This is a genomic window from Ruminococcus sporogenes, assembly GCF_054655175.1.
Genome location: NZ_BAAHOA010000001.1, coordinates 915,971 through 941,461 on the forward strand (window position 1 = coordinate 915,971; position 25,491 = coordinate 941,461).

General features: G+C 44.5%; 27 protein-coding genes and 4 pseudogenes. 12 read left to right on the plus strand and 19 right to left on the minus strand.

What is annotated here, in order from left to right; genetic code table 11:
* Positions 1-2 precede the first annotated feature (2 nt).
* The 6 genes from ACYQ0N_RS04935 (at position 3) to ACYQ0N_RS04960 (ending at position 4,023) form a co-directional block, all read left to right on the plus strand.
* On the plus strand, positions 3-428 hold the full coding sequence (locus ACYQ0N_RS04935; RefSeq protein WP_460162018.1) for an NUDIX hydrolase: 426 nt from the start codon (positions 3-5) through the stop codon (positions 426-428).
* The gene (locus ACYQ0N_RS04940; RefSeq protein WP_177531354.1) at positions 428-604 is read left to right on the plus strand and encodes a hypothetical protein; all 177 of its coding nucleotides are present in this window, start codon (positions 428-430) and stop codon (positions 602-604) included. The genes ACYQ0N_RS04935 and ACYQ0N_RS04940 overlap by 1 nt, the downstream gene beginning before the upstream one ends.
* Before the next feature lie 36 nt (positions 605-640).
* Positions 641-835: a hypothetical protein gene (locus tag ACYQ0N_RS04945; protein WP_460162019.1), complete on the plus strand. Its 195-nt coding sequence runs from the start codon at positions 641-643 to the stop codon at positions 833-835.
* 182 nt (positions 836-1,017) lie between these two features.
* Complete coding sequence (locus ACYQ0N_RS04950) at positions 1,018-3,180, plus strand: DEAD/DEAH box helicase (RefSeq protein ID WP_330068692.1); 2,163 nt, start codon at positions 1,018-1,020, stop codon at positions 3,178-3,180.
* A 14-nt stretch (positions 3,181-3,194) separates the two neighbouring features.
* Complete coding sequence (locus tag ACYQ0N_RS04955; RefSeq protein ID WP_330068698.1) at positions 3,195-3,584, plus strand: DUF2726 domain-containing protein; 390 nt, start codon at positions 3,195-3,197, stop codon at positions 3,582-3,584.
* A gap of 70 nt (positions 3,585-3,654) precedes the next feature.
* Positions 3,655-4,023: a hypothetical protein gene (locus tag ACYQ0N_RS04960; RefSeq protein WP_177531358.1), complete on the plus strand. Its 369-nt coding sequence runs from the start codon at positions 3,655-3,657 to the stop codon at positions 4,021-4,023.
* Positions 4,024-4,469: 446 nt separating this feature from the next.
* Here the strand turns inward: ACYQ0N_RS04960 and ACYQ0N_RS04965 are convergent, their stop codons facing one another.
* Positions 4,470-4,991 carry a hypothetical protein gene (locus ACYQ0N_RS04965; protein WP_177531359.1) on the minus strand — a complete coding sequence of 174 codons (522 nt, stop codon included), beginning with the start codon at positions 4,989-4,991 and terminating at the stop codon, positions 4,470-4,472.
* Between the two features lie 128 nt (positions 4,992-5,119).
* On the opposite strand from ACYQ0N_RS04965, the gene ACYQ0N_RS04970 reads away from it, so the two are divergent.
* The 6 genes from ACYQ0N_RS04970 to ACYQ0N_RS04995 all read left to right on the plus strand — a co-directional run bounded on the left by ACYQ0N_RS04970 (position 5,120) and on the right by ACYQ0N_RS04995 (position 8,338).
* Positions 5,120-5,809: an HAD family hydrolase gene (locus ACYQ0N_RS04970; protein ID WP_460162020.1), complete on the plus strand. Its 690-nt coding sequence runs from the start codon at positions 5,120-5,122 to the stop codon at positions 5,807-5,809.
* The gene (locus ACYQ0N_RS04975) at positions 5,806-6,417 is read left to right on the plus strand and encodes an alpha/beta fold hydrolase (protein WP_177531361.1); all 612 of its coding nucleotides are present in this window, start codon (positions 5,806-5,808) and stop codon (positions 6,415-6,417) included. Before ACYQ0N_RS04970 ends, ACYQ0N_RS04975 begins: the two co-directional genes overlap by 4 nt.
* Positions 6,417-6,926 (plus strand): NUDIX domain-containing protein, encoded by a 510-nt coding sequence (locus tag ACYQ0N_RS04980; RefSeq protein ID WP_460162021.1) that lies wholly within the window; start codon positions 6,417-6,419, stop codon positions 6,924-6,926. Before ACYQ0N_RS04975 ends, ACYQ0N_RS04980 begins: the two co-directional genes overlap by 1 nt.
* A 2-nt stretch (positions 6,927-6,928) precedes the next feature.
* On the plus strand, positions 6,929-7,558 hold the full coding sequence (locus ACYQ0N_RS04985) for a plasmid pRiA4b ORF-3 family protein (RefSeq protein ID WP_460162022.1): 630 nt from the start codon (positions 6,929-6,931) through the stop codon (positions 7,556-7,558).
* Positions 7,559-7,755: 197 nt separating this feature from the next.
* Complete coding sequence (locus ACYQ0N_RS04990; protein ID WP_460162023.1) at positions 7,756-7,890, plus strand: hypothetical protein; 135 nt, start codon at positions 7,756-7,758, stop codon at positions 7,888-7,890.
* 121 nt (positions 7,891-8,011) lie between these two features.
* On the plus strand, positions 8,012-8,338 hold the full coding sequence (locus ACYQ0N_RS04995) for a RidA family protein (RefSeq protein WP_177531363.1): 327 nt from the start codon (positions 8,012-8,014) through the stop codon (positions 8,336-8,338).
* Between the two features lie 395 nt (positions 8,339-8,733).
* Here ACYQ0N_RS04995 and ACYQ0N_RS05000 read toward each other — a convergent pair whose 3' ends face one another.
* The 18 genes and pseudogenes from ACYQ0N_RS05000 to ACYQ0N_RS05085 form a co-directional block, all read right to left on the minus strand.
* Entirely contained in the window at positions 8,734-9,438 is a 705-nt protein-coding gene (locus ACYQ0N_RS05000) for a hypothetical protein (protein WP_177531364.1), read from the minus strand.
* Positions 9,439-9,751: 313 nt separating this feature from the next.
* Positions 9,752-10,606 (minus strand): annotated as a pseudogene (locus ACYQ0N_RS05005) (glycosyl hydrolase family 18 protein); the annotation flags it as partial.
* A 610-nt stretch (positions 10,607-11,216) separates the two neighbouring features.
* Positions 11,217-12,383: pseudogene (locus ACYQ0N_RS05010) on the minus strand (phage portal protein); the annotation flags it as partial.
* A gap of 151 nt (positions 12,384-12,534) precedes the next feature.
* Positions 12,535-13,764, minus strand: coding sequence for an ATP-binding protein (locus ACYQ0N_RS05015; RefSeq protein WP_460162024.1), 1,230 nt, complete (start codon positions 13,762-13,764; stop codon positions 12,535-12,537).
* Between the two features lie 252 nt (positions 13,765-14,016).
* A complete protein-coding gene (locus ACYQ0N_RS05020) occupies positions 14,017-15,618 on the minus strand; it encodes a terminase large subunit (protein WP_330068696.1) in 1,602 nt (533 codons plus the stop codon).
* Between the two features lie 99 nt (positions 15,619-15,717).
* A complete protein-coding gene (locus tag ACYQ0N_RS05025; protein WP_177531366.1) occupies positions 15,718-15,945 on the minus strand; it encodes a DUF7678 domain-containing protein in 228 nt (75 codons plus the stop codon).
* Between the two features lie 13 nt (positions 15,946-15,958).
* Positions 15,959-16,234: pseudogene (locus ACYQ0N_RS05030) on the minus strand (DUF7698 family protein).
* A gap of 136 nt (positions 16,235-16,370) precedes the next feature.
* Complete coding sequence (locus tag ACYQ0N_RS05035; RefSeq protein WP_460162025.1) at positions 16,371-16,595, minus strand: DUF4314 domain-containing protein; 225 nt, start codon at positions 16,593-16,595, stop codon at positions 16,371-16,373.
* Positions 16,579-17,283, minus strand: coding sequence for a virulence protein (locus ACYQ0N_RS05040; protein ID WP_177531368.1), 705 nt, complete (start codon positions 17,281-17,283; stop codon positions 16,579-16,581). The genes ACYQ0N_RS05035 and ACYQ0N_RS05040 overlap by 17 nt, the downstream gene beginning before the upstream one ends.
* Before the next feature lie 120 nt (positions 17,284-17,403).
* Positions 17,404-18,270: a site-specific DNA-methyltransferase gene (locus ACYQ0N_RS05045; protein ID WP_177531369.1), complete on the minus strand. Its 867-nt coding sequence runs from the start codon at positions 18,268-18,270 to the stop codon at positions 17,404-17,406.
* Positions 18,260-19,429 carry a methionine adenosyltransferase gene (gene metK / locus ACYQ0N_RS05050; protein ID WP_177531370.1) on the minus strand — a complete coding sequence of 390 codons (1,170 nt, stop codon included), beginning with the start codon at positions 19,427-19,429 and terminating at the stop codon, positions 18,260-18,262. Before metK ends, ACYQ0N_RS05045 begins: the two co-directional genes overlap by 11 nt.
* A 2-nt stretch (positions 19,430-19,431) precedes the next feature.
* Positions 19,432-19,986: a P27 family phage terminase small subunit gene (locus ACYQ0N_RS05055; RefSeq protein ID WP_177531371.1), complete on the minus strand. Its 555-nt coding sequence runs from the start codon at positions 19,984-19,986 to the stop codon at positions 19,432-19,434.
* A 113-nt stretch (positions 19,987-20,099) separates the two neighbouring features.
* Positions 20,100-20,465, minus strand: coding sequence for an HNH endonuclease (locus tag ACYQ0N_RS05060; protein WP_177531533.1), 366 nt, complete (start codon positions 20,463-20,465; stop codon positions 20,100-20,102).
* A 200-nt stretch (positions 20,466-20,665) separates the two neighbouring features.
* Entirely contained in the window at positions 20,666-21,085 is a 420-nt protein-coding gene (locus tag ACYQ0N_RS05065) for a hypothetical protein (RefSeq protein WP_460162026.1), read from the minus strand.
* 55 nt (positions 21,086-21,140) lie between these two features.
* Positions 21,141-22,484 carry an SNF2-related protein gene (locus ACYQ0N_RS05070; protein WP_460162027.1) on the minus strand — a complete coding sequence of 448 codons (1,344 nt, stop codon included), beginning with the start codon at positions 22,482-22,484 and terminating at the stop codon, positions 21,141-21,143.
* On the minus strand, positions 22,444-22,746 hold the full coding sequence (locus ACYQ0N_RS05075) for a VRR-NUC domain-containing protein (protein ID WP_460162028.1): 303 nt from the start codon (positions 22,744-22,746) through the stop codon (positions 22,444-22,446). Before ACYQ0N_RS05075 ends, ACYQ0N_RS05070 begins: the two co-directional genes overlap by 41 nt.
* A 142-nt stretch (positions 22,747-22,888) precedes the next feature.
* Positions 22,889-25,162 (minus strand): annotated as a pseudogene (locus ACYQ0N_RS05080) (phage/plasmid primase, P4 family).
* Positions 25,162-25,491, minus strand: coding sequence for a hypothetical protein (locus ACYQ0N_RS05085; protein ID WP_177531375.1), 330 nt, complete (start codon positions 25,489-25,491; stop codon positions 25,162-25,164). The pseudogene ACYQ0N_RS05080 and the gene ACYQ0N_RS05085 overlap by 1 nt, the downstream one beginning before the upstream one ends.

Here is a 25,491-nt window from a genome sequence, read left to right on the forward strand (position 1 = left end):
AAATGGATGTAGGATATAAAATTGCAGATGGTCGCTTTTCATTGCGTTCAGCGGCTTTGATAATTAAGGATAACAAGCTGCTTGCTTGTAAAAATGCTAATTACGATTGCTTTTATACCTTGGGCGGTGGGATAAATCTGAACGAGGCTTCAACTGATGCTGTATTAAGGGAGCTCAGAGAAGAAACAGGTTACGAATTTGAAATTGACAGGCTTGTTTTTATTCAAGAGCGTTATTTTTCCTTAAAAGATTGTCGTCAACACGAGGTTGTGTTCTTCTATCTGATGAAGAATGTTGATGTAAACATTGACAACGGCACCAAAACCAACCAGCAAAGTGAGCATTTACATTGGCTGCCTATTGATGAATTGGACATAACAAATCTTGTTCCTGCGTTCTTGAAAACAGCGCTGAAAAAACATACCTAATGCTGATACTGAAAATTACGCAGAAATACAGCGGCGATGATGAAATGATACCGTTCCATTATTATGACATCATAAGAAAAACCGACAGAGTAACTGTCGGCAAAATCAGTATCCGTAGCGGTAACAATTTTCATTCATATTATAACGGACATATAGGCTATGAGGTTTTCAAGTAATATCGTGGCAATGATTATGCTTACAAATCAAGCCTTATGGTACTTGATGTTGTACGATTTCACAGTATGGAATTTATTTATCTGACTTGTGATGAGAGTAATATTGCTTCATATAAAACTATTGAAAAGATTGGTGCGGAGCTTGTAGAGATTTGCGATGTGCCCAAGAAGTATTTCGGTTGGAGTGAAGGTATGGAGAGCCAAAGGGTTTATAAATTCTATTTGAATTAAAACAAAATCAATAAAGGATAAAACAACGATGGATAATTACAAGCAGTTAATAATTATCAAAGGCGAACCTAAAGATGATATTATACGGTGCTATTATGACAAAGTAAAGAAAAAGCAGGCTGTTGTTTTCAACAATAACCCTACTACATATTACTTACTATAGTTACAACAATGTTAAATGGTTGGATAGTATAGGTGAACTAGATAAGAGTAATTATAAATTCTTTCTGAAGACAGGCCAACAATTATTTGACATTGTTAAAATTATTGAATTTAGCGATAGTTATACCAGTTATATTCGTGTCTTTTTTAAAAATGGTTGTTTTAAGAGTTACAAAGTCAGCGATTTGGATATTAAAAAGAATATGGTTGTCTCTCCAAAGGTCAAAAATCTAATTGAGTATTTTTCCCGAATTGTAGATATCACAGGATTAAAGGCAGATGATGGTACTAATATTCTTAAAGCAAAGTTTGAAAAGCTTAATTTTATTAGTGATGATACTGTTTTAGCGAAATATCTTAACTCTTCGTCTTCTTCAATCAGACGTGAAAAAGACTGTATCATTTTTCCGTTTGGCTGTAACGCAAGCCAAATAGCTGCTGTAAGAAATGCGCTTGTAAATCAAATCAGCGTTATTGAAGGTCCTCCCGGAACGGGTAAAACGCAGACTATTTTGAATATTATTGCTAATATTGTAATGCGTGGTTATACCGTTGCGATTGTATCCAATAACAACTCTGCAACGGACAATGTTTTTGAAAAGCTGCAAAAATATCATTATGATTATATAGCGGCACAGTTAGGCAGCGATGAAAACAAAAAGGCTTTTATTCAAAATAAACAGCAGAAATATCCTGATTTTACATCTGACAAGATGGGAGACTTCAGTAAAAATGAACTTTCTTCTTATATTAAAAATTGCGAAAACAAGATTACTACGCTTTTTGAAACACAAAATAAGATTGCTGAGTTGAAGCATACTCTATCTGCGTTGAGACTGGAAAAAGAATATTTTGATGAATATTTTAATACTACTCATTCAGAAAAAAGCATTTTCAGGCGAAAAGATAAGTTGTCATTGGACAAAATACTCACTATATGGAATGAACTGCAAACTTATATTGAAAGTGAAAAATCTATCAGTTTTTGGTACAAAATCAAATCAATTCTGCTTTATGGTATTGCAAATTTTGACGTTTATAATTATCCTACAGAGGAGATTATTGAACAGTTAAAAAAGATTTTTTATGAAATTAAGATTTCGGAAATGGAAAATGTAATTCAACAGCTTGAAAAATATCTTTCCGAAAACAATATATCAAATTTAATTTCGCAATTAACAAATAAATCAAATCAATTGTTAAAGGCATACCTTGCCGATAAATATAGTACACGCTCGGAGCGTCCTACATTTGATGCAGACGATTTATGGAAAAGAAGTTCTGCTTTTCTGAAAGAATACCCTGTAATTTTAAGTACAACGTTTTCTGCGACAAGCAGTTTGAAAAATATAATTTACGATTATGTCATTGTAGATGAAGCGTCACAGGTCGATTTAACGACAGGTGTTCTTGCAATGTCATGTGCCAAGAATATGGTAATTGTAGGTGATTTGAAGCAACTCCCTAATGTTGTGCCTGAAGATGTAAGAAAAACAATTGCCCAATTATCAATCGGTAATAACATAGCTTTAAATTATCGCTATGAAGAAAACAGCTTACTTTCTTCGATGTGCAAAACCTATGAAAATATTTCCCGAACCCTTCTTCGCGAGCATTATCGTTGTCATCCAAAAATCATCGGTTTCTGCAATCAAAAATTTTATAATAATCAATTAGTTATTATGACACAGGATAATGGCGAAAGTGATGTGCTGAAAGCCTATATTACAGTAGAGGGCAATCACGCACGAGGTCATTTTAATCAACGTCAGATTGATGAAATAACCAACAATATTCTTCCTGAACTTAATTCAAGTGATGTAGGTATCATTGCACCATATAAAGACCAAACATCTGCGCTTGCCGAAGAAATTACAGGGCAGATTGATATTTCAACAGTACACAAATTTCAAGGCAGAGAAAAAGATGATATTATCATATCGACAGTAGATAATGAGATAACGGAATTTACTGACAATCCAAATATGCTTAATGTTGCAGTATCACGAGCGAAGAAAAGGATGAGAATAGTGGTTTCTGATAGCGAAAAGAACGGCAGAACAAACATTGGAGATTTAATAAAATACATTCAATATAATAATTTTGAAATTAAGCATAGCGAAATCAATTCCGTATTTGATATGCTTTATAAGTGCTATGAAGAAAAACGAAAGAGTTTCTGAAAAAGCACAAGCGAATTTCAGAATACGATTCCGAAAATCTTATGTATGCGCTTATAAAAGATTTGCTGAAAAATGAAGCTTTTTCAAAGCTTGATGTAATATCACAACAGCCGCTTAATTCTTTAATTTGCAATTTTCATAAGCTATCAGATGAAGAAGCTGCTTATGCCAAAAATCCATTGACGCATATTGATTTTTTAATATTCAGTACTATTGATAAATCTCCTATGTTGGCGATTGAGGTTGACGGTTATGCTTATCATAATGACAATATTAAGCAAAGCCAACGTGATAAACTGAAGGATTCCGTTTTGGAAAAATACAATATCCCTCTTATTCGATTTAGCACAACTGGAAGTATGGAGAAAGAAAAGTTGGAAAAGAGGCTTATGGAACTGATTTAAGAACTGTGGTATTTATAACATCATATCAAATTAACAATAAAACAATTTAAGAGTAGTGGAAAGGATTATTATGAAAGATAACAACAAACTAAAAAGTATAGTTTTTTTCTTTGATAGCAGCATGATTGACGAATTCTCTTATGGTGATGTTGTTTTTGAAAATATTATCAAAGGTAGAGAAATCACTTTAAACTCCAGTAAAATAATATTTTCCAGAGGAGATATTGTAAATAAAGCCGCATATAATGACATCAATCCATTTGTTATAAAAGATGATTTGTGCACAATTACAAAAATAAATAAGTCGTTTTCAGATTATTTATATGTGTGTATACTTGAGGACATAGAGCAACAAATAGCAATTAAGATAGATTCCAGATTGAAAGACACTTTTTTCGGCTTATGTTGGTATGACATCAATAGACATACAATCGACTGACTCAAGAAAGCAATTTTGGAAAATGCTCATACGAGAATTCAGCGTAGAATATAAAACTATAACATATTTTGGATGCGAAAGCGAAGGCACTTCTTTTGATGTTTCTACTGCTGAATCATACGAACTACGTAATAAGTAATTTGTATCGCATTCTTCAAAAGGTAATGGCGTTATATTATCTAAGATTTTAGTTAACGGATTTTCGCTACCGCTCTTCATTAAGTACCATATTAATTCTTTTTTGGATTGTTCTAACCGTTTTAATATTTCATACAAATCATTGCCTAGTACTTGTAAAACACATATCTAGCTACGGACTCTGAACTTATCTCATATACATATATATTTAATTTGTAACATAACTCTATAAGTAAAGCATACAGTGATTGAGCGGTTTTACCAAGGCTTTTTCCGTATAAATGTTTTATAGTATCATCAAAATCATTCTAATCTAAATCGCGACCAAAGTTTTGAAGTAATGTTAATTCTAAAACATCATTTTTGCTATAACTAAACCTATTATATCTGGCATATTTATAAAAAGCTTCTAACATTGATAGCATTGCTTTGCATTTAGCATCTAATTTTAGAGAAGCGTGTTCCGATATAAATTCATACATTGCCATATGCTTATGGCTGTATAGTAATCTATCTGTTTTTTCTTTATCTACAGGGCTTTCCTTATAAACTATGAGTTCAATTAAAATTTTTAGTATTCTTTCAAAACCTTGTGACGCTTGGTACAATGAAGTAAAAATGTAATCAGTCGAAGCAAACTTTCCTTCTTTGGCAATATATACACGATTAATATCTTCTACAGCTTTCCAAATTTCAACACCTGATATACCTAACTCCTTAACGAGAGCAAAGTTCATCTCCATTATGCCACGATCAGAATCGCCTTTACCATCTATCTCTTCAAGCTGATCAATAGATTTAATAAAACTTGATTGTCTAGTGGAGAACATTATTTTTCTACCGATACAAACCTATACTTTGAGGATGAATTATGCTGCGATTTTGAAACTGACGAATGTGATAGCGAAGATTGATGTTTTTAATAATGTCTCGAAATTGAAATTAAAACGGAGGCTTTATGAAAGTAATAGTTTTCGACATAGGCGGAACGCTTATGGAATACAAGAATATGCCGCTTTCGTGGCTGGATTTCTACAAGGACGGTTTCCGTTATGTCTGCAACAAACTTTCGCTGAACATAATCGAAAATGATATAGACAAGTCATTTGAGGTGCTGAAAAGCTATAATCCCCGCATCAATCCTCTTGAGGTTGATGTTACTCCCAAAGTGATTTTCAGCGAGGCTACGTCTCATTGGCAGGGCGAATTTATACTTTCCGATGTCATAAATAAGTTTTATGAGTCGATGAATCTGACAGCTTATATTTATCCCGAAACTCTTGATTTCTTGGACAAGCTTAAAGCAGAGGGCTACAAAATAGCGGCTCTTACCGATGTAGCAATCGGAATGCCCGATGAACTGCACAAGAGCTATTTCCCCGAACTGCTGCCCTATTTCGATATGTATGTTTCCTCAATCTCTTGCGGTTATCGTAAGCCTAACCCGAAAGGACTTTCGGATATTGCGGAGAATTTTGGCGTTGTACCTTCAGAAATGATTATGATTGGCGATGAGGAAAAGGATATTAAAACTGCAAAGAGGTTTGGCTGTAAATCCGTTCTGATTTACCGACGGGACAAAAATGCTAATTTCGGGCAGGATTATACGGTTACGGATTTGAATAAACTTTGGGAGATGCTGAAATGAAATACGTACTTTTACACGGAATGGGACAGAATGCTTCAAGCTGGGATAAAACAATATCCTTATTATCTGATGACACAGAAACGGTCTGTCCTGAATTGAGTGATTTTTTTACCGAAGGAAACTGTTTTTATAATAAAATGTATGCTGCCTTTTGTGATTATTGTAATAATTTTTCTGAACTGTTAAATCTGTGTGGACTTTCTCTCGGTGCAGTTCTTGCACTGAATTATGCTATTGACTTTCCGAAAAAAGTAAATTCTCTTATTCTTATTGCACCGCAGTATGATATGCCGAAATTCCTGCTTAAAGTACAGAATGTGCTGTTTAAATTTATGCCTGAAAGTCAGTTTAAGGATATTGGACTTACGAAAAAGGATTTTATTACGCTTACAAATTCAATGGCTGATATGGACTTTACAAACGGTCTTGATAAGGTGACTTGTCCTGTGCTTATTCTATGTGGAGAAAAGGACAATGTGAATAAAAAAGCAGCAATAAAGCTTGCTGAAAAGTTGCCAAACGCAAAATTTGCTACGATTGAAAATTCAGGTCACGAGGTTAATATTGATAATCCACAGGGGTTAGCTAAAGTTACGGGGGAATTATAATGGACATAAACTTTTGCACTGAGTGCAGTAAGCCGCTTACATATAAGTCAATCGGTGATGAGGGAGAGCAGAAATATTGCGAATGCTACAACAAGTTCTATTTTGATACCCCTGCAAGCTGCGTGCTTGTGGCAATCATCAATGAAAATAATCAAGTGCTATTTCTGAAACAGAATTATATCTCTGCAAAGAATTACACGCTCTGCTCCGGATATTTGAAAAAGGGTGATACACTTGAAGAAACCGTTGCCCGTGAGGTGCTTGAGAAAACAGGACAGCGTGTGATTTCCTGTGAGTATGTGCAGAGCTACTATTTCGCACCGAAAAATCTGATTATGTCAGGCTTTATAGCTTATGTCAAGGCGAGCGAATTCGATAGCTCCAACGAGGTTGACGGTCTTATGTGGGTTGATTTGGATAAGGCTGTGACTATGGTTGAGAGGGAGAATAATTATTCCGGTGAACATCTGGACAATTGTATAAAGCTGATAAAATCAAAGGAGGATTAAAAATGGCAACACAGGTTTACACATTCAAAATCACATACGCAGACTGTGACAACAGGATATGGCGAACTGCTGCGATTTCGTCAAACTACACACTTGCCGAGCTTGGCTATCTGGTGCTCGCAGCCTTTGATATAATGGAGTATCATTTATTTGAAATAAAGTACAAAAACGTAACCTTTTTCCTGACCGAAGAAGATTTCGAGGATTTGCTTTATGATGAAGATGAAGCCTACGATTTAATGTACTCTTATAAAATCGGCAGCCGCCGTCTTGACCTTAAAGTTGGTGATGTTATCGAAATGACTTATGATTTTGGTTGCGACCAGACCTTTATTATAGAGCTTCTCGAAATCAGCGATATGCCCAGAGGTCACGGTCATGCTTATCCGAAAATTCTTGACGGTGCAGGTCGGGGTATTGTTGATGATGTGCCTGCGTTCGAGCTGCTTGAAGCGATAAAGAAAACAGATGAGGACGGACATTCTGAGATTTATTATTCGAGCAGTTGTTCTAATAATGCTCCTGAATGGGATTACAGAAATTATAGAGTCGATTGGAACAATGCACTGCTTAAAGGCATAATTGAACGAATTCGTGATGGGTATGAAAATTATGAAGATGATGAATATTAATATAGTTGATAAAATTCGAGAAGTACTTGAAATGACAAATAGCGAAAGCACTGCTTATTATAATAGGGAAAGCGACGAGATTGTCTGGGTGTTCGAGTAAATGGATAATGATACGAAACTGCTTGACGAGATAGAGGATAACTTCGATAAAATATATCGCATTGCCGACTCAGTATGATATTGACGAATATTCTATAATGAAAGAGTTTGCTTATTCCTGCGGCAATACCGAAATTGCCAGTGAGCTTTGCCTTTGCTTGAAAGGCAGCGGTGCATTCCGCCGCTTTAAAGATAAGGTGACATATCTTGGAATACGAGAAGAATGGAGATAATGCATACAGGAAAATTACCGAAGAGTGGTGTGCTGACAATAAACTCATATCTATATAAGAAAAATGAGCTATATGCTTGATTTGTGATTTTAAAAACACATAACGGAGGAACAGATATATCATGGGTGAAATCAGAAGAGTTGAAGTTGACGAGTTTTGGGCTGATTCTACAATTATAGAGGCAGGAGATTTTATATATACAAGCTATTGTATGAAAAACAAGGGACAGTCTATCGAAAATCAGATTAATGGTGCTTTTGATGTGCTTGAAGAAAGATTAAGCAAGGTTGGTTCGACATTGGAGTCTGTCATTCAAATGGACTGTCCGTTCAGAGATATTCAGGATTTAAGCGTTTTAGCTCCTATTATCAAAACGAGATTTAATGGTAAATATCCAGCCAGAAAGGCATTTGAAACAAATTTTTTAAGAGATGGCATTTGTTTTTAGATTGACGCTGTGGCATATAAGGGGAAAAGCAATGGATAGGTCTTATATGAATATTGTGATTGCCGAAAAGAAATAATTTATTGTCAATATGATAAATGCTCGTACTAACGAGTGCGGCATTGCTAATAAAAATGAACAGCGATTTTGATTATCGCTGTTCAATATGGATTTTAAAAATGGAGAGTGTATAATATAATACGGGACTGTCTCTTTTAGATTTAAGCGACAGTCCCGTTTTTATCGAATTATGGCTGCTTTGGTGGTGTGACCATATGTGGGAGGTTTACAGTGGTAGAAAAATCACAATGCCCAAGCCATTCCTGTATTTGCTTCATCGCCATACCGTTCGCAAGCAAAAGAGAAGCGCAACTATGCCCCAACACCCCGAAAAGACACTACTCAGAAATTATTTCGCAGCTATCAACAGTAACCGCAAATTTGTTATGTGTATGAGGGATTCTTTCATTTAAATAATGTAAATGAAAACCAAAAGGTACACAGATAAGATAAAAGTCAATCAGATTGTTGCCGTGAACAACAATCTTTTTCAGCATTGAGTTATAAACCTCAAAGCTGGTTATATCCACATCTTTAGTACGATTTATCTGTTCAATATATGCTTTTATTCCGTCAAGCTGTTTTCGATGAAAGGCGTCAATATCCTTATTATTCGAGATCTGAGTGGTAAGCTTGTTTATTTCAGCGTCATATATATCAACCTGTGTCTTTAAATCATCCTTTGAGATAATGCCTTCAAGCATTAAGTCGATGGCATTGTGCTTTTTCCTTAAAATACTGTCAATCTTATCCTGAATGGGCTTTGTATCTATTGCCGCAGATGTTCGCTGCATAGTTTTTATGTCATCCAACAGCTGCTCTGTGATACACGTTCTTTCGTTTTGTACGTACTTCAAAACATATTTCATACAGGTATTTAAAAAATTTTCAGTTATAAATTTGTTATCGCAGCCAACCTCAATTCCATTGACATTCATTTTCTTTATAGTACCGTATTTAGAACGATTAATGCAGCTGCTATGCCAATAATGCTGAGAGTATTTCCTGCCCTCCCTTGATTTACTTCCTCGTTTTTCAAGCAATTCTTTGGCAGCATATTAAGGGACAAACTTTAATACAAAAACAGCCTTCCGATTTGGAGGGCTGTTTTTGTATCTATGCCCGGAAAGCCTGATAATGGGCCTTTCCGGGCTTTTTCAGTTTTCAGTGGGCTTGGCAATATAGCTCGCCAGCGGGCCTGACTTTGGTATGGCGGCATGGTAAGCGCTTGGAAGCTCACTTTTGCACCCCCCTCCGACCCATGCCCAAAATTCCTTCATAATGAAATCCTCCATTTCTTTTTTGATATTGCAAAAGGCCGCTTACCGGTCAGGTAAACAGCCCTCTGTCTCAAAGTTATATTTGTTTTGGCAGCGCTTCCCATAGCCTCATGTCTTCCTGCCCAAGGGACCAGATGGCGATGCCTCGTAGCTCCCAGCGATAGGCTGCTTCATTGGTCCAATAGACCAGCGAGTCCACATCCTGATAATACAGAATAGAAAAGCCGTCAGTGTCGCCAAGAAACATCCTCGACACCCAGACATTGATGTCCTTTGGTGTCACTGTAACCGAGTAGAGCTTTCTTCCACATCGGAAGTCAGCGTAGCCGCCGCTAAAGCCGCTGACCGTGGCCGTAAAGTGCAAGGTATAGGAGTTACTGGAATAGACTCTGACCTTATTTCCACGAATGCGCATCTCAATAGTGTACATGTTGGGATCGGTGCGCAGGTCTGCATCGCTGGTCTTGGAGAAGCTGGTCGCATAGCTGCCAAGAAGCGTGGAACCGTTGTAAAGCTCCACCTGCTGGGTATCGTAATTTAAGCAGCAGAACAGACTGCCGCAGAAGATACCGGCCCTGCCGCCACCGTCCGCAGGAAAGGCAAGCCTTGCACGAAGATGGATATCATCAAAGCCGCTGTACAGCCATGCAAGCTGACCTTCGCCTTCCAGCTGGGAGTAAGGCCTGCTGGTATCGCCATAAGGCAGGGACTCTTGCCATACATCCCATTCGCCGGAGAGCGTGGTCCAGTAGCTGGACGGGAGAATAGTATCGTCACGGAAATCCTCGTACCAAATCAGTGCCGAGTCCGGTTTTCTGCGCAGCATTTCGCAGGTCAGCTTGAAGCCTTTATCCGGCTGGCAGGGATTACCGTCCACATCAATAAACTGCCTTGGAGAGAGCGTGAACTGCGCCTTGCCACAGGCCTCGTACAAGGTTAGCGCCCACGTCGGCAAGCTGAGAGACGCCCTTGCCAAAGGCAGATACCAGACCGGAGATGATCTGCGGCACGGCCTTTACAATTTCCACAATGATGGTCGGCAGGTTTTTAATCAGCGAAATCAAAAGCTGCACACCGGCCTGCACGATTTGCGGGATACTGTTTATCAGCGCATTTACGATGGAGCCGATGATTTGCGGGATTGCCGCCACGATTGCCGTAATAATATCCGGCAGCGCAGATACCAACGAGGTCAAAAGCTGAATGCCTGCGTCGATAATCTGCGGAATGGCTCTAATCACAAAATCTACGATAGCCAGAATGATGGAAGGGAGTGCCTCAATCAAAATCGGGATTGTGGTCAGCAGTCCCTCAGCAAGGCCCATAATCAGCTGCAAGGCTGCATCCAAAATCATCGGTAGGTTTTCAATCAGACCCTGCACTATGGTGATAATTGCCTGCACCGCAGCCGGAATGAGCTGAGGCAAAGCAGAGCCGATGCCTTCCACCAAGGAAACCACAAGCTGTACAGCAGCCTCCACCAGAAGCGGCAGGTTATCAATCAGGGTCTGCACAATGGTCATAATGGCGCTGACTGCGGCACCGCCTTCTTCGGCAGGGATACGGTCTAAGTTCTCAAGTTCACGGATGTCGTTTGTGCTCATCCAGCCGTTCTGTCTGCCGATGGCGTAACCGTTCATACGGCTTTGGTAATCGCCACGGAGCAGTCCGTCCACATTGAACTTGATAAAATAAGCAGCCTTCTCGGAATGGGAAACCAGCGCTCGAATCATCGATTGCTCCCACCTAACGAGCCAAGGCTCCAAGGTGTATTTCACAAATTCCAAAGACTGCTGCTCAATATTAGAAAAGTTCGACTTCTCCAGATCGCCAACCATGTGAGGCGGGATACGGAAAATTCGAGCAATTTCATTGATTTGGAATTTCCTCGTTTCGAGGAATTGGGCCTGTTCCGGTGAAATGGAGATAGGCGTGTATTTCATGCCTTCTTCCAGAACAGCTACTTTATTTGCGTTGCCGCTGCCGCCAAAGGTGGACTGCCAGCTTTCACGCACACGCTGTGGGTCTTTGATGGTGCCAGGATGTTCCAAGATGCCGCCCGGTGTAGCACCGTTGGCGAAGAACTTCGCACCATATTCCTCACAGGCGATTGCCATGCCGATAGCGTTTTTTGCCATCGCAATGGGACTGTAGCCGACGAGACCGTCAAAGCCGAGGCCCGGAATATGCAGCACATCGGAAGGCTGCAGGATAACGGCAGTATCCTTATTTCGGATTGCTTCGTCCTGACCACGGTAGTAGGTGTAGTAGAGCTGGCCATGTTCGTCACGGTCAACCACCATACAGTTTGGCATCAGCGGGTACAGAGCCACAACTTCACCTTTGCCGTTGCGGATGATTTGCGCATAGGCGTTGCCCCACAAAAGCAGGTGCGTCATGAGTGTTTCCCTGAATACGAAAGAGGTCATTTCAGGATTCGGCTCATCATGAAGCAGCGCATACAGCGGATGGTCGATGGCTTTTTCTTTGCCACCGGTGTCGGTGTAGCGATACAGATGCAGCGGAAGACCAGCCACAGCCTCTGCCAAGATACGCACACAGGAATACACTGCGGTCATCTGCATAGCAGAGCGCTCAGTCACCGCTTTGCCGGAGGTGGAATTGCCAAATAGAAAACGATAGGCGCTTCCGGCAGTTGCATTGGTAGGCTTGTCTCTGGCCTTAAATATTCCAGATAAAATTCCCATAGGAAATCACGCTCCCTTCTAAAAATGGGTATAAGAAAAGCACCTACCGTTTCCGATAGATGCTTAGCCTTAATGAGTTGTACTTTCCCTTAAACAGGTGTTTGTTTTAAGGGAAACGATGATGGTGTAAGGGAATCGGTCCCTTTTATATTTAGGACAGCAGCCAATCAATCAGGTATAAGGATTTGATACCATCGTAGGAATTGATATAGTTTCTGTCCATTGACAATACGATTTTTTCGTAGTTGTCGGGAATCATGCGCAGCGGTCTAAGTTCTCGCTCACGAGTCTCCGGCGACTGCATGCTTTCTGTTACTTGGATATACAGCTTATCATTTGGTTTCTCTGCAACAAAGTCAATTTCTGTTTCACCGACTTTACCGATATACACACGGTAGTCACGTCGGATGAGTTCCAAGAACACGATGTTTTCGATGATGTGGCCTCGGTCTGCATCACGGTAGCCGAGAAGCATGTTACGGAAGCCCATATCAATAATGTAGTTCTTTCCTAATGTTTTCAGCAGCTGTTTACCTTTTACATCGTATCTTCCCACAGAGTAGAAGATAAATGCACTGCGCAGCATAGCGATATATTTATCTACCGTTTTGCCTGCAACATTCTTTCCTTTACCGGTCTGAATGTCTCCCTCGTTAGACAGCACGTTTCCGATGCTATTTGGAGAGGTGATACTTCCGATATTGGAGCAAAGGAACAGCATGATTTTCTGCAACATTCCCTGATCTGCTTGATTGTTTCGCTGAAGAATATCACGCAGCACAACAGTGGAATAGATACCTTCCAGTGCTTGATTGCTTCGTGCTTCGTTGAACTGATATTCTCTCAGAATCGGCATACCACCAAACTGTAAGTATCTTTGGAACTTTTCTTCTACTGTAACAGATGGTGCAAACTCGTAGAAGGTTAGGAATTCCTTGAAAGATAATGGCAGCATACGGATTTCTACATATCTGCCGGAAAGCAGTGTGGAAAATTCCGTGGAAAGCAAATATGCATTGGAGCCGGTGATGTAGATATCCACATCAAAATCAAGACGGAAGGACTCGATAGCTTTTTCCCAATGCTTTACGGCCTGAAGTTCATCGAAGATCAAGTAGGTCTTTCCACTTTTTGGAATACGCTCACTGACATAGTCGTAGAAAGCGAGATAGTCAGAGAGATTACGATAACGCAGCGACTCCAGATTCATGTGGATGATGTTAGCGTTAGGTACTCCATTGTCGGTCAGATGTTGATGAAACAAGTCCAGCAGTGATGACTTTCCGCATCTGCGGATACCGGTTACAATCTTGACCAGATCCACATCTCTATTCTGAATGAGCTGATTTAAATACTCAGGGCGATTTATAAGTTCAGCCATGATGCACCTCCTAATTTTCTTATCTATATTATACTCGAAAATCCGAAAAAGTCAATAGTTTCAAACTTGTAAGTCCGAAACTTCAAAAATAATTTAAATTTTCGACTTGTTACGACATAAAAATCGGAGGGCGATGCATTTTCATATCCTCATTTCAGAAATTCCATATTTCATTTTAGCGGACGAACTTGAAATAAAGAAGCAAAAAGTATGCTTTTATTTCATTTTTAACCGAAGCAGGACAGATTATACTCATATAAACAGAATACCTCGCTCATCATATACAGAAGCGCCAGTGTTTATGCCACAGTGGATCGCACGGTCAAGACCCATAATCGTGGCCACGGCACCGTCGATTTTCTCTGTAGATTTTTCTTTGTCGGCCTTGATGTTTCTGGCAGGGTCTGTACGGATGAAGATGTTGTCCATCATCCAGCGCAGCACCGGATGTCCTCCGTGAGCGATTTTCTGCTCCAAGGTCAGCTTCATCAGTTCTTTGGTCGGAGGAGACATATCCTTAAAGCCCTGACCAAAAGGCACCACCGTAAAGCCCATGCCCTCCAAGTTCTGCACCATTTGTACAGCGCCCCAGCGGTCAAAGGCGATTTCACGAATGTTGTATTTTTCGCCCAGCTGCTCGATGAACTTTTCGATGTAACCGTAATGGACCACATTGCCCTCGGTGGTTTGCAGGAAGCCTTGTCGCTCCCAAACATCGTAAGGAACATGGTCACGGCGCACTCGCAGCTCCAGCGTATCTTCCGGTATCCAGAAGTACGGAAGGACCACATATTTGTCATCCTTGTCCAGTGGCGGGAACACCAATACAAAAGCCGTGATGTCTGTGGTGGAGGACAAGTCCAATCCACCGTAGCATACACGGCCTCGTAGGGATTCTTCAGTTACTTTGAAAGCGCAGGCGTCCCATTTGTCCATTGGCATCCAGCGGATTGCCTGCTTGACCCATTGATTGAGTCTGAGCTGCCTGAAGGCGTTTTCTTCGGCAGGGTTTTGCTGGGCCGATTCGCAAGCGGCCTGTACTTTATCGATGCCAACCGTAATGCCAAGGGAGGGATTCGCTTTCTTACAGACCTCCGGGTCTGTCCAGTCATCCTCCTCGGCAGCGCCATAGATAACCGGATAGAAGGTCGGGTCAATTTTTCGACCTTCGAGGATATCCTTTGCCTTCTGGTGGGTTTCGTAGCAGATGGAGTTGGTGTTGGTACCGGCAGTGGTGATCAGGAAATACAGAGGCTGCATTCTGGCGTCACCGGAGCCTTTGGTCATAACATCAAAGAGTTTTCTATTCGGCTGCGTGTGCAGCTCATCAAATACCACACCGTGGATATTGAAGCCGTGCTTACTGTATGCCTCTGCCGACAGCACCTGATAGAAGCTGTTGGTCGGCTGGTAGACGATACGCTTCTGGGAGGCCAGAATTTTTACACGGCGATTCAGCGCAGGACACATACGCACCATATCAGCAGCCACGTCAAAAACGATGGTTGCCTGCTGGCGGTCAGCTGCACAGCCATAGACCTCGGCACGTTCCTCACCGTCGCCGCAGGTAAGCAAAAGGGCCACCGCAGCGGCAAGCTCGGACTTGCCCATCTTCTTAGGAATTTCCACATAGGCTGTCGTGAATTGTCGATAACCGTTGGGTTTGATGGTGCCGAAGATGTCTCGGATAATGCGCTCCTGCCAGTCAATCAGCTCAAAAGGCTTACCGGCCCATGTGCCTTTGGTGTGGCAGAGGCATTCTATAAAATTGACTGCGTAATCCGCCAATTTTTTATTGTAGGTGGAGTCCGCAGACATGAACTTCGTCAGTGTGTAGTTTTCAAGTTTTCGCAATTGCCGCTTCCTCCTTTCAAAAGGGCATAAAAAATACAGCCCGTCGGCTGCACTACGAGAGAAAGAGCCATCCGGCTCAATCCCTGCTTTATTGGGTTTTTAGTAATTGTTGCTGTGAAGCAGAAGCTCTACGGCAAGTTCTGTATCCGGGTCCGCAGGTTTCACATCCCAGCCTCGGTCGTAATTGCATACGATTCTGCCGTTGCGCTTTAACATCAGCTTGCTAACCTTGCCGCCGTTAATGCCGAACTCCGATGGGCCGTCGTAAACCTTCATCCAGTAATGAAAAATGCTGTCGTAGACCTTAAGTGCGCCTTCTTTCCACATTGTGCGTTCCTCCTTACTGGCGAGTCATGCGGATCGCCGGGATTCTGGCTCTCTGGTTGGTCTGCCAATCGGTGTAGTTGGCGTTCACCTCGGTGATGCCGTTTTCCTGCAGTCACTCGGCGATGGCGTCAATGTCCTCGTCCCAGATGACCTCGTTGAAATCAATCAGGTCGTTGCCTGCGTCGATGCTCTTGCGATAAGCCCAGAACATGGTGCCGTTGATTCCGTAATCCTTCAGGCTTCCGGCCTGCTCTGCTATGGCTCTTTCAAAAAGTTCAATTTTCTTCATGGTGTTGTTCCTCCGTAAAATGTGTTTTCCCTTTCGGTAGTACACATATTCGCTCTAAAAGCACATAATAGCAAGTCATTTCTGCGATATAAATCGTAGAATACTGCACGATGTTTTGCCGGTGATTTTGTGTATATTATTTCGACACTTTTCGACAAACATCGATGCCGTAGACCACATTCAGACCAGGGCCGTTATCCCAATGCACCATGATGGAGCCGGTATCATCCACGCCCCAGACGGTACCAAGCGTACCCACCGGAGGAGCCTGTGCATCGTCCATCTGGACCAGCTCCACACGGGTACCGGCAGGATACTGGCTGCGGATTTGTTCGACTACTGCTTTATTCGGAAACTTCATCGCAGGCCACCTCCTTCTTGGCACCGCTTTTGAAAGCGGAAGATCCGGTCAGATTCTTCAGGAGAATCTTGCGCTCTGTTTTGTATTCTGCACCGATGAAGCCAAGGCGCAGGAGGAAGCAGCGGAAGGCGTACTTATCATTGTCCACCGGCTTCTCCGTTGCGCTGGAGCGCTTCATGTTTCGGGCCATTTCGCAGAGCTTGCAGACAAAGGTATCGTAGGCCTTCACGCTGTCCGCATCCGGTTGGCCGGGAAACCAAGGAAAGGAAACCTTTGTATCGGTAATCTCCAGCGGCAGGTCGTCCGTACCCAGCGCCTTGCAGATCAGGCTGTGCTTTGCAGCGATGATGTTTTTCAGGGTTTCCAAGTTGGCGTCGTCGAAAAGGCTGCGAGGCATGGAAATGCAGATGCCGGTGATTTCATCTTCCGAGGAATCCTCGGCAGTTGCTTCAGAAACCTCAATGCCTTCCGGCTGATAGCCAGCGCTCTCCAGAGCGTCTTTCAGCTGCTGCAGGGATTCTGCGTCCAAGCCATCCGGCACTTCCAGATTACCTTCTCTGGTGACGGTGTAGTCGCCAATTTTGTAAGCGTAGATAGGTGTCTTCATGTAGACTGCCTTTTCGCCGGTCAGTTCGCTGATGGCCTTGACCAGAGGCTTGCGGTCGGTTGAGTTCAAAGTAATGTTCATAGGGAAATCCTCCTTTAAATTTGGTACTACATATATCACTCTAAAGGCACAAAATAGCAAGTCATATTTGAGATATAAATGTACCAATTCTGCGCCCTTAGAGTGTGCGTAGATTACCAATTATGCCGAGGCGATTTCCTCATAGCTGTAGGTCAAACCATCACGGACCACAGTGACACCGACAGAGGAGCCGACCTGTTCAATGTAGCGCTTCACAATCACATCGCAGAACTTTTCGTCCAACTCAATGGTGTAGCAGATGCGGTTTGTCTGCTGGCAGGCAATCAGCGTGGAGCCACTGCCACCAAACGGGTCAAGCACCAGCGAGTTTGCCATGCTGGAGTTCATGATAGGATATGCCAGAAGTGGGATCGGCTTCATGGTCGGATGGTCACCGTTTTTCTTAGGCTTATCAAATTCCCAGATGGTGGTTTCCTTGCGGCCTGTGTACCACTGATGCTTACCGGCTTTCTTCCAGCCGAACAGCACAGGCTCATGCTGCCACAGGTCACCGGCTTTGGAGAAGGTCGGCTTCTGAAGTTCTGCCTCCACATCAAAATCGTCATCATGGACGCCTTTCTTGGTATCCTCACGGAACAGGGCCTCAAGCTCCGCTGGCTCGAAGCCGGTGAGAGAAACATCGAAGTCGGTGCCTTGCAGATCAGCGATTAACAGAGCCAACTTGTCGTTGTCCCATTCGCCGCTGATTTTATTGAGGGCCACATTCAGCGCTTTTTCCTTTTCTTCGGAAAGCTCCACGACCACGCAGTCCACTTCGGTCATGCCCATGTCGATGAGAACTTTCAAACGCTGGTGACCACCAACGACACGGCCAGTGGTCTTGTTCCAGATGACTGGCTCCACATAGCCGAACTGCTCAATGGAGCGTTTCAGCTTTTCATATTCCTTGTCGCCGGGTTTCAAATCCTTACGAGGATTATAGTCGGCAGGCAGAAGGTCGGCTGTATTTTTCTTCTCAATCAGCATATTTTCTCACCGCCTTTTCCAGCTCCTTGGTCTTGTCTACATTCTCCCAAGCGCCTTTATAACCGTTGAAGTGGCCATAGGCAGTGGTCTCGGAGAAGTAGGGACTGCGCAGGTGCAACAGAGAAATGATTGCAGCGGGACGCAGGTCGAAAACCTCCATCACAGCCTTGTGGATAATGTCCACATCGACCTTTTCAGTGCCGAAGGTCTCAATCTCAACGGCAGTAGGCTCGGCCTTGCCAATGGCATAGGAGATGACTACCTGACATCTGTCTGCCAGCCATGCGCCTACGATATTACGGGCAATGACTCTGGCCATGTAAGCGCCGGAGCGGTCAACCTTGGTAGCGTCTTTGCCGGAGAAGGCACCGCCGCCGTGGGCAGCAAGACCACCGTAGGTATCCACCATCAGCTTACGACCAGTGAGGCCGGTATCGGCAGCAGGGCCACCTTCCACAAAGCGCCCGGAAGGATTGATGAGGATTTCCGTTTCCTTCGGGAAGTGATAGCGACTGAGCAAAGGATAGATGATTTCGGTGATGATTTCACGGCGAAGCTCATCCAGATCTTTGTTTTCCTTATGCTGCGCAGAAACGATGATGTTCTTTGCGCTGACAGGCTTGCTATCGTGGTATTCGACGGTTACCTGCGCTTTACCGTCAGGACCGATATCACGAATGGTACCGTCTTTTCTTGCTTCGTCCAGACACTTGCACAGGTCATTGACGAAGATAACGGGAGTAGGCATCTTGGCCCATGTCTCATTGGTGGCATAACCATAAACAGTGCCTTGGTCACCGGCACCAACAGAAGCGAAGATATCGTCGGTATCGACCTCACGGGTTTCCAGCGCTTTGTTTACGCCACCGGCAATGTCAGCGCTCTGGCGATGCACATACATGAAAACGATAAACCTCAAAGGATTATATCCGACCTTGGCAAGGGTCTGACGGACCACCATACGGATGTCGATTTTCTTGGAGCAGGTGATTTCACCGCACACAAAGATTTTTCCTTTTGTCGCCATAACCTCGCAGGCCACACGGGAGTAGCGGTCTTTTTTCAGGCACTCGTCCAGAATGGCGTCGGCGATCAGGTCACAAAGTTTGTCCGGGTGTCCAGCGCAGACACTCTCGGCTGTTTTATAAGAAATGTTCATAATCAAAGTCCTTTCCTTGCCATCAGAAGGCGCTCCATGACATCGTCCTGTGGAGTGGCACCGCCGTATTCCGTGGCACAATTTTCTTTTACGATTTGGTAGATTTCCATCCAGAGCCTGTTGGTCTGGCTCATGAAGTTCTGGCTCATCGCCACATAGGGCGACTGGATTGCATTGCCGGTAGTCGGATGCTTTGCCAGAAAGCCGAACTCAGTGATTGCTTCTTCACACTGAATCCAGCGGGCTACGCTCATGGCGTAGCGTTCCAGAAGCTGGGGAGATACGAGAGCAGCACAGCCACGCTCGTGAAGCCAGTCCCATGTCTTTTTGTAAATATCCGCTGCGACCAGCTTCTTACCATCCTTCTGTTTGGCAGACAGTAGCTTGGATGGTTTGGGCATCGCTTGACCTTCTAAATCGACCGACTGGTTATCAAAGTCAATGACAGTCAATGCTCGTTTGCCCGGATTGCCTTCAGCGATTTTCTCAGCTAAGGGCTTCTTTTTGGCTCCTGCGCCAACACGAGCGCCGCCTCGGTTGATACCGTCCTTAGCCATCTGCATACACCTCCTTTGGCAGGGCCTTATATACCCCGTTTGAAACTGCGATTTTGTGCGTAAGACCCCACGCCCGTTACACGGCATAAAGGTCGTAGAGATTTGACCCGCCCCTACCGGTCATGATTGTGCCAGCGATCACCACGCTCTGCATGGATTCTGGCATGGCAGGACTTACAAAGAGCAATCAGATTATCTCTCGCATGTGTGCCGCCTTCCGAGAGAGGGACCTTGTGGTGGACTTCTTCTGTAGGAACAAGCAGACCTTTCTCTTGGCACAGCTCGCACAAAGGATGCTGCTGCACATAGCTGTCACGGATACGCTTCCAAGCACGACCATAACGACGGCGCACGGCAGGGTCACGGTCATATTTCTCGTAGCGCTTATTCTCTTGCTTTTCATGCTTCTCACAAAACCTACCGTCCGTAAGCTCTGGACAGCCGGGATAGGAACATGGTCGCTTGGGTTTCTTCGGCATCTTGTTTTTTCCTCCTTCCATCAAAAAGTAGCGAAGGATGTACCACACCTGTTCGGGGTAGCTTACTTGTCTGTATCCCATGTGATTCCTCCTTCAGGGCATAGAAAAAGCCCTGCGGGGTTGCTCCCACAAGGCCGTTTCTGATTTTCGCTTTTCGCTATTATAATAATATCATAGGGAGCGGGTATCATTCTATGTCTTTAGGTATCACGTTTCAGGATACCGTCGCAAATATCAAGGGCCTGATTATGGATCTTATACAGGTGGTGCATACTGTAGCCCATATCCACGGCGATGATTTCCCAAGACTGAAAGCACAGGTAACGCTTCTCCAATAAGGTCTGCAGCTCTGGACTTGGCACCGCTTTGATGGTGGAAGAGATTGCTTTCTTCAAATCCACCAGTTCATCAATGTCGTGGTTGATTTCGGCCTGCAGGTCCACAATCTTGCAAACAGCATCGGCCATTTTGGAAGTGGCCTTGTTGGGATTGCGAGGCATACCCGTCAGCACCGAACTGGCGCTGGTAGCAAGGTCGTTCAGAGCCTCTACCTGCTGAATTTTGGAATTGATACGCATATCCAGAAACTTGGCTTGCATTAAATATTCCTTTGCGGTCATATCGCACCTCCGAAAATTTGATATTCCTCGGATTGTCGATTTTTGTCGTAGATTGTCATAGATTGGCTTTTACGGCATCAATCAGGGCGTTCTGTGTCAGCTCTTTCTGTGAGAGGGCCTTTAAGATGCGCTCGTCGATGGTGCCTTTTGTGATGATGTGCTGGATCACCACGGTACGGTCGGTTTGTCCCTGTCGCCAGAGACGGGCGTTGGTCTGTTGGTACAATTCCAAGGACCATGTTAGCCCAAACCAGATAAGCGTGGAGCCTCCGGCCTGAAGATTGAGTCCATGACCGGCAGAAGCGGGATGGATGACTGCCACCGGGATTTTGCCGTTGTTCCAGTCCTCAATATCCTTACTGGACTTCAGCTCCCTGACAGCAAAGCGTTTTTTGATGCGCTGCAGGTCATGCTTAAACCAGTAGGCCACCAGCACGGGTTTTTCATTGGCAGCTTCAATCAAATCCTCCAAAGCGTCCAACTTGCGGTCATGGAACTCTACTACATCGCCGGTATCGGTGTAAATGGCGCCGTTGGCCAGCTGCACTAATTTCCCGGTCAGAGAAGCGGCATTGGCAGCAGTGATTTCTTCATCAGAAAGGTGCAATACCAGTTCTGCCTTCAGCTGCTCATAGCGATTTTTCTCATCCTCGGAAAGCTGGACATCGTGTTGAGAAGAAATCAGCTCCGGCATCTGCAGATAGTCGGTACTTTTCATGGAAATCGTTATATCCGAAATCTGCTGGTAGATGGCTTCCTCTGCATAGGGCAGCGGTTTGTAGGAGTAGATGATTTGTCCGTTGCGCTTATCCGGCATGAAGTAGTTATTTCGGTATTGCGTGATAAACCTGCCAAGGCGCTGACCCATATCCAGCAGTCGGAACTCTGCCCAGAGGTCCATGAGGCCGTTGGAGCTTGGTGTACCAGTGAGGCCGATGATGCGTTTGATTTTCGGTCTAACCTTCAACAATGCCTTGAAGCGCTTTGACTGGTGATTTTTGAAAGAGGAAAGTTCGTCTATGACCACGGTGTCGAAGTCAAAGGCGATGCCGCTGTCCTCAATCAGCCATTGCACATTTTCACGATTGATAATGGTGATGTCGGCACCGGCCATCAAAGCAGCTTTTCGTTCTGCCGGAGTTCCCACAGCAACAGCGAAGGTCAGGTGGTTTAGGTGGGTCCATTTCTTCAGCTCCGCAGGCCAAGTATCACGGGCCACACGAAGCGGTGCGATAACCAGAATGCGATGGGCCAGAAAACTGTCAAACAGCAGATCGGCGATGGCAGTCAGGGAGATGACTGTTTTGCCGAGACCCATATCGAGGAGAACTGCGGACACGGGATGGTTTTCGATATATTCAATTGCGTAGCTCTGGTAGTCGTGTGGTTTGAAGTTCATCCAGCATCCCTCCAATCTGTTTTGGTTTATCTATTACATATACCTTGAAGCCCAAGGAACGTAGCAGCCGGTGTCGTGCTTCCTGCAAAGGGCGTGGGCGTTTTCCGGGAGCCTTCAGTTCCACAAAAGCGATAAGGCCATCAGGTAGTAATACAAGGCGGTCGGGCATTCCATCGAAACTCGGAGACACGAACTTTACAGCGATGCCACCGGCCTTTTTGACCGCCACGGTTAATTTTCGTTCTATTGTTTTTTCTAACATCGGTTACCTCCGTCAGCGCTAATTTTTGTAGAGTGGGTAACCTCCCTGAATGTCATTTACTAAACTTTTTATAGAACAGATTTTTTTAGTCCTAAGAGAATTTTTGTATATGACCTTAATGGAGGTTACCCCTACGGTATTGTCAGTTCAGAAAATCTTCCTCAGCATCGTTTTCTGCTCTCAGGCGCAGGCCCTTAAAGTAACGCTTGTTGTGGACCTTGATACGCTCAAAGCCAGCCTTCTCCAGCGCAAAGTAGAAGTCTGCCGTGCTGCGGATATACTCGTTGCAGTCCAGAGAGTAATTTCGGTAGGCCTGATAAAGCGCAGAGGAGCTTTCCTTGTAGGAATCATCCACCTCGCATTTGTCAGCAAGGAAGTGGCCAAACCAGTCATTCTGGCTGCGATATTCATCGATGGCCTTCTGGACGCATGCCGGAACAGGAATCTGGTAGTCAAGCTCGATGACCTTTTTGGCACCTTCGATGACCCAAGTCAGAATGCTTTCACCGGCATTGTCAAACAGGTACTCGCCGTAATTCTTGATGTCGCTCTTGCCGGTAATCTTTGCGTTGAACGGGATAACGATAAGGCGACGCCAGATACCATCATCGGAAGCGGAGACACGAGGCAGGTGGTTGGTATACAGCACCAGCGTATGGCAAGGCTTGAAGGAGAACGGGTCCTTATACTTTTTCTCCGCAAACACATCATCGGTAGAACAGAGCTGCTTGACGGTGGAGTCGTTCAGTCGGGAGCCTTCCTGCATTTCTGCTGCGATGAGCAGACGCTTGCCTTTGACCTCGGCCATTTCCGGTTTGATGTTTCTGCGGCAGCCGACAGTCAGCGTATCTGCAGAGATGTTGCCACTGTAAAGACCCAGCACACGAGAAACTGCATTCCAGAAGGTGGACTTACCGTTACGACCATCGCCGTAGGCAATGATCAGCGCTTCCACATAAACCTTGCCGATAGCAGCCAGACCGCAAATCATCTGCACATAGTCAATCAGAGTCTGGTCGCCTTGGAAAATCAGGTCGAGGCAATCCAGCCAAATCTGCTGACCTTTCTGGCTCGGAGACACAGAGGTGATTTTGGTAATGAAGTCCTCCGGCGAATGTTCCCTTGCTCCGGCCATACCTTTACGCAGGTCGTAGGTGGCTTCGGGCGTACACAGTGCAAAGGGATCGGCATCCAAATCCCTCGGCGAGATTTCTAAAATAGGATGGGACTCCCTCAGCGTGGAGGTGATGTTCTTGGAATCACGGCGCTTGATGGCGAAGGCCTGATATGCCTTTGCAGCCAGAAAATCCTGATAGGCTTCCAGCTGCTGTTCATTCATCAGCTGTTCGGCCTTGGACTTGGAGGTGCTGTCAAGGATGGTCTGAGCGCCGCTGTTCTTCATTTTGGTGAGCGCTTCCACAAGGTCGTTTTCGGCTTCCTTCAGCTGGCGACGGGTCAGTTCATGGGCAACGGCCTGCGCTCCCGGCTCGGATTCCTGCCAGTAATGGTCGGAGTAGCGGATAAAGTGTGTGGCGGGAGAATAGCGCAGTTCGCTGGAGAAGTATTTTCCCAAAACCTCGGCCTGTCCAACATCGGAGTAATCCTCCGGCTTGTAACAGGAAGGGTCGTTATATACTTCCGGTGCCACATATCCGTCCTGCTGGGAGAGCTTAGTGTAAAAACGCTGGGCCGAATGCCAGATAGTGGACAGTTCGCTGTTATCCAGAGGCGGCACACATTTTGCGGCTTCTTCCAAGAAGGTCTGGTAGGCCTTTTCGGTATCGCCGTATTTCTTGATGACACGACCGGCGAAGCGGCACATGGTCGCATTACGGCTTCCTTCCGGGATAACGGAGTGGTCGAAGTCGCCTTGCGGAAGGTATTCGTCGAACAGGTCCTCATTGAGAAACTCCGTCAGATTCATGCGTCCGGGATAGAGTGCTACCTCGGCAGCAGTAGTGCCGAAGAAGAAACGGGCCGCATCCAGCGCCTGTGTATCAAAGTACGGGAAGATGGAATTGACCAGCTTCTTCATATCGCTGTAGAGTGCAGCGTCGGTGCAGTGTTCAATCGGAAACAGCACATGGAACTTGGGCCTTGCAGCCTTACCGTTTTTCTCACGGTTATGGAAGCGGCTGAAATGGATGGCAAAGGTAACGCCCGGAAAGGCCTACATCACATCCTCCGGTGTCATCCAGTCAGCAGGATTTTCAGAATAGTCGTTATCGCAGTCCACCGGCAGACAGTCGCTGCCGATGAAGTTTTCGCCGTTACGATAACTGTTGCGATATTCAGCGCAGACATAGTCGTGGCTGATTGCAGATTTCAGACTGGCCTCATCCAAAATCACATGTTTGTGGGGATAGGAGCAGTTGCCGGGATTGCCGGTAACATCAGCAGAGTAGATAGTAAACATCAGTCATACACCTCCTTAGATTCCTTCTCCAGCACCTTGGTGATAAACTTCAGCGCCCGGATAGTGGTTTCCAGCTCACAGTCGCCGCCGAGGAAAACTTCAAAGCCGTAGCAGCCGTGCTTATCCACAAATGTGCGGATTTCCATATCAGTGCTGGCGCTGTCCTGAATACGGAAATAGGTGCGACCGCCGTGACCGCTGTCGCTGCCCATATAGCCGGTAGTGCCAGCTTCCACTTCGAGGATGTTGGCGCTGATTACTTCACGGGTATAGGTAGAGATTTCAGTGCCGTCAGGTAGCATTTTTCTTTTTTCGATTACTTCATACAT

What these genes read in the sequence shown, in the direction of transcription:
- ACYQ0N_RS04935 (WP_460162018.1), top strand. Translation starts at nt 3, where the DNA reads ATGGATGTAGGATATAAAATTGCAGATGGTCGCTTTTCATTGCGTTCA.
- ACYQ0N_RS04940 (WP_177531354.1), top strand. Translation starts at nt 428, where the DNA reads ATGCTGATACTGAAAATTACGCAGAAATACAGCGGCGATGATGAAATG.
- ACYQ0N_RS04945 (WP_460162019.1), top strand. Translation starts at nt 641, where the DNA reads ATGGTACTTGATGTTGTACGATTTCACAGTATGGAATTTATTTATCTG.
- ACYQ0N_RS04960 (WP_177531358.1), top strand. Translation starts at nt 3,655, where the DNA reads ATGAAAGATAACAACAAACTAAAAAGTATAGTTTTTTTCTTTGATAGC.
- ACYQ0N_RS04965 (WP_177531359.1), bottom strand. Translation starts at nt 4,991, where the DNA reads ATGTTCTCCACTAGACAATCAAGTTTTATTAAATCTATTGATCAGCTT.
- ACYQ0N_RS04970 (WP_460162020.1), top strand. Translation starts at nt 5,120, where the DNA reads ATGAAAGTAATAGTTTTCGACATAGGCGGAACGCTTATGGAATACAAG.
- ACYQ0N_RS04975 (WP_177531361.1), top strand. Translation starts at nt 5,806, where the DNA reads ATGAAATACGTACTTTTACACGGAATGGGACAGAATGCTTCAAGCTGG.
- ACYQ0N_RS04980 (WP_460162021.1), top strand. Translation starts at nt 6,417, where the DNA reads ATGGACATAAACTTTTGCACTGAGTGCAGTAAGCCGCTTACATATAAG.
- ACYQ0N_RS04985 (WP_460162022.1), top strand. Translation starts at nt 6,929, where the DNA reads ATGGCAACACAGGTTTACACATTCAAAATCACATACGCAGACTGTGAC.
- ACYQ0N_RS04990 (WP_460162023.1), top strand. Translation starts at nt 7,756, where the DNA reads ATGAAAGAGTTTGCTTATTCCTGCGGCAATACCGAAATTGCCAGTGAG.
- ACYQ0N_RS04995 (WP_177531363.1), top strand. Translation starts at nt 8,012, where the DNA reads ATGGGTGAAATCAGAAGAGTTGAAGTTGACGAGTTTTGGGCTGATTCT.
- ACYQ0N_RS05015 (WP_460162024.1), bottom strand. Translation starts at nt 13,764, where the DNA reads ATGGCTGAACTTATAAATCGCCCTGAGTATTTAAATCAGCTCATTCAG.
- ACYQ0N_RS05025 (WP_177531366.1), bottom strand. Translation starts at nt 15,945, where the DNA reads ATGTGGAAAGAAGGCGCACTTAAGGTCTACGACAGCATTTTTCATTAC.
- ACYQ0N_RS05035 (WP_460162025.1), bottom strand. Translation starts at nt 16,595, where the DNA reads ATGAAGTTTCCGAATAAAGCAGTAGTCGAACAAATCCGCAGCCAGTAT.
- ACYQ0N_RS05040 (WP_177531368.1), bottom strand. Translation starts at nt 17,283, where the DNA reads ATGAACATTACTTTGAACTCAACCGACCGCAAGCCTCTGGTCAAGGCC.
- ACYQ0N_RS05045 (WP_177531369.1), bottom strand. Translation starts at nt 18,270, where the DNA reads ATGCTGATTGAGAAGAAAAATACAGCCGACCTTCTGCCTGCCGACTAT.
- metK (WP_177531370.1), bottom strand. Translation starts at nt 19,429, where the DNA reads ATGAACATTTCTTATAAAACAGCCGAGAGTGTCTGCGCTGGACACCCG.
- ACYQ0N_RS05055 (WP_177531371.1), bottom strand. Translation starts at nt 19,986, where the DNA reads ATGGCTAAGGACGGTATCAACCGAGGCGGCGCTCGTGTTGGCGCAGGA.
- ACYQ0N_RS05060 (WP_177531533.1), bottom strand. Translation starts at nt 20,465, where the DNA reads ATGCCGAAGAAACCCAAGCGACCATGTTCCTATCCCGGCTGTCCAGAG.
- ACYQ0N_RS05065 (WP_460162026.1), bottom strand. Translation starts at nt 21,085, where the DNA reads ATGACCGCAAAGGAATATTTAATGCAAGCCAAGTTTCTGGATATGCGT.
- ACYQ0N_RS05070 (WP_460162027.1), bottom strand. Translation starts at nt 22,484, where the DNA reads ATGAACTTCAAACCACACGACTACCAGAGCTACGCAATTGAATATATC.
- ACYQ0N_RS05075 (WP_460162028.1), bottom strand. Translation starts at nt 22,746, where the DNA reads ATGTTAGAAAAAACAATAGAACGAAAATTAACCGTGGCGGTCAAAAAG.
- ACYQ0N_RS05085 (WP_177531375.1), bottom strand. Translation starts at nt 25,491, where the DNA reads ATGTATGAAGTAATCGAAAAAAGAAAAATGCTACCTGACGGCACTGAA.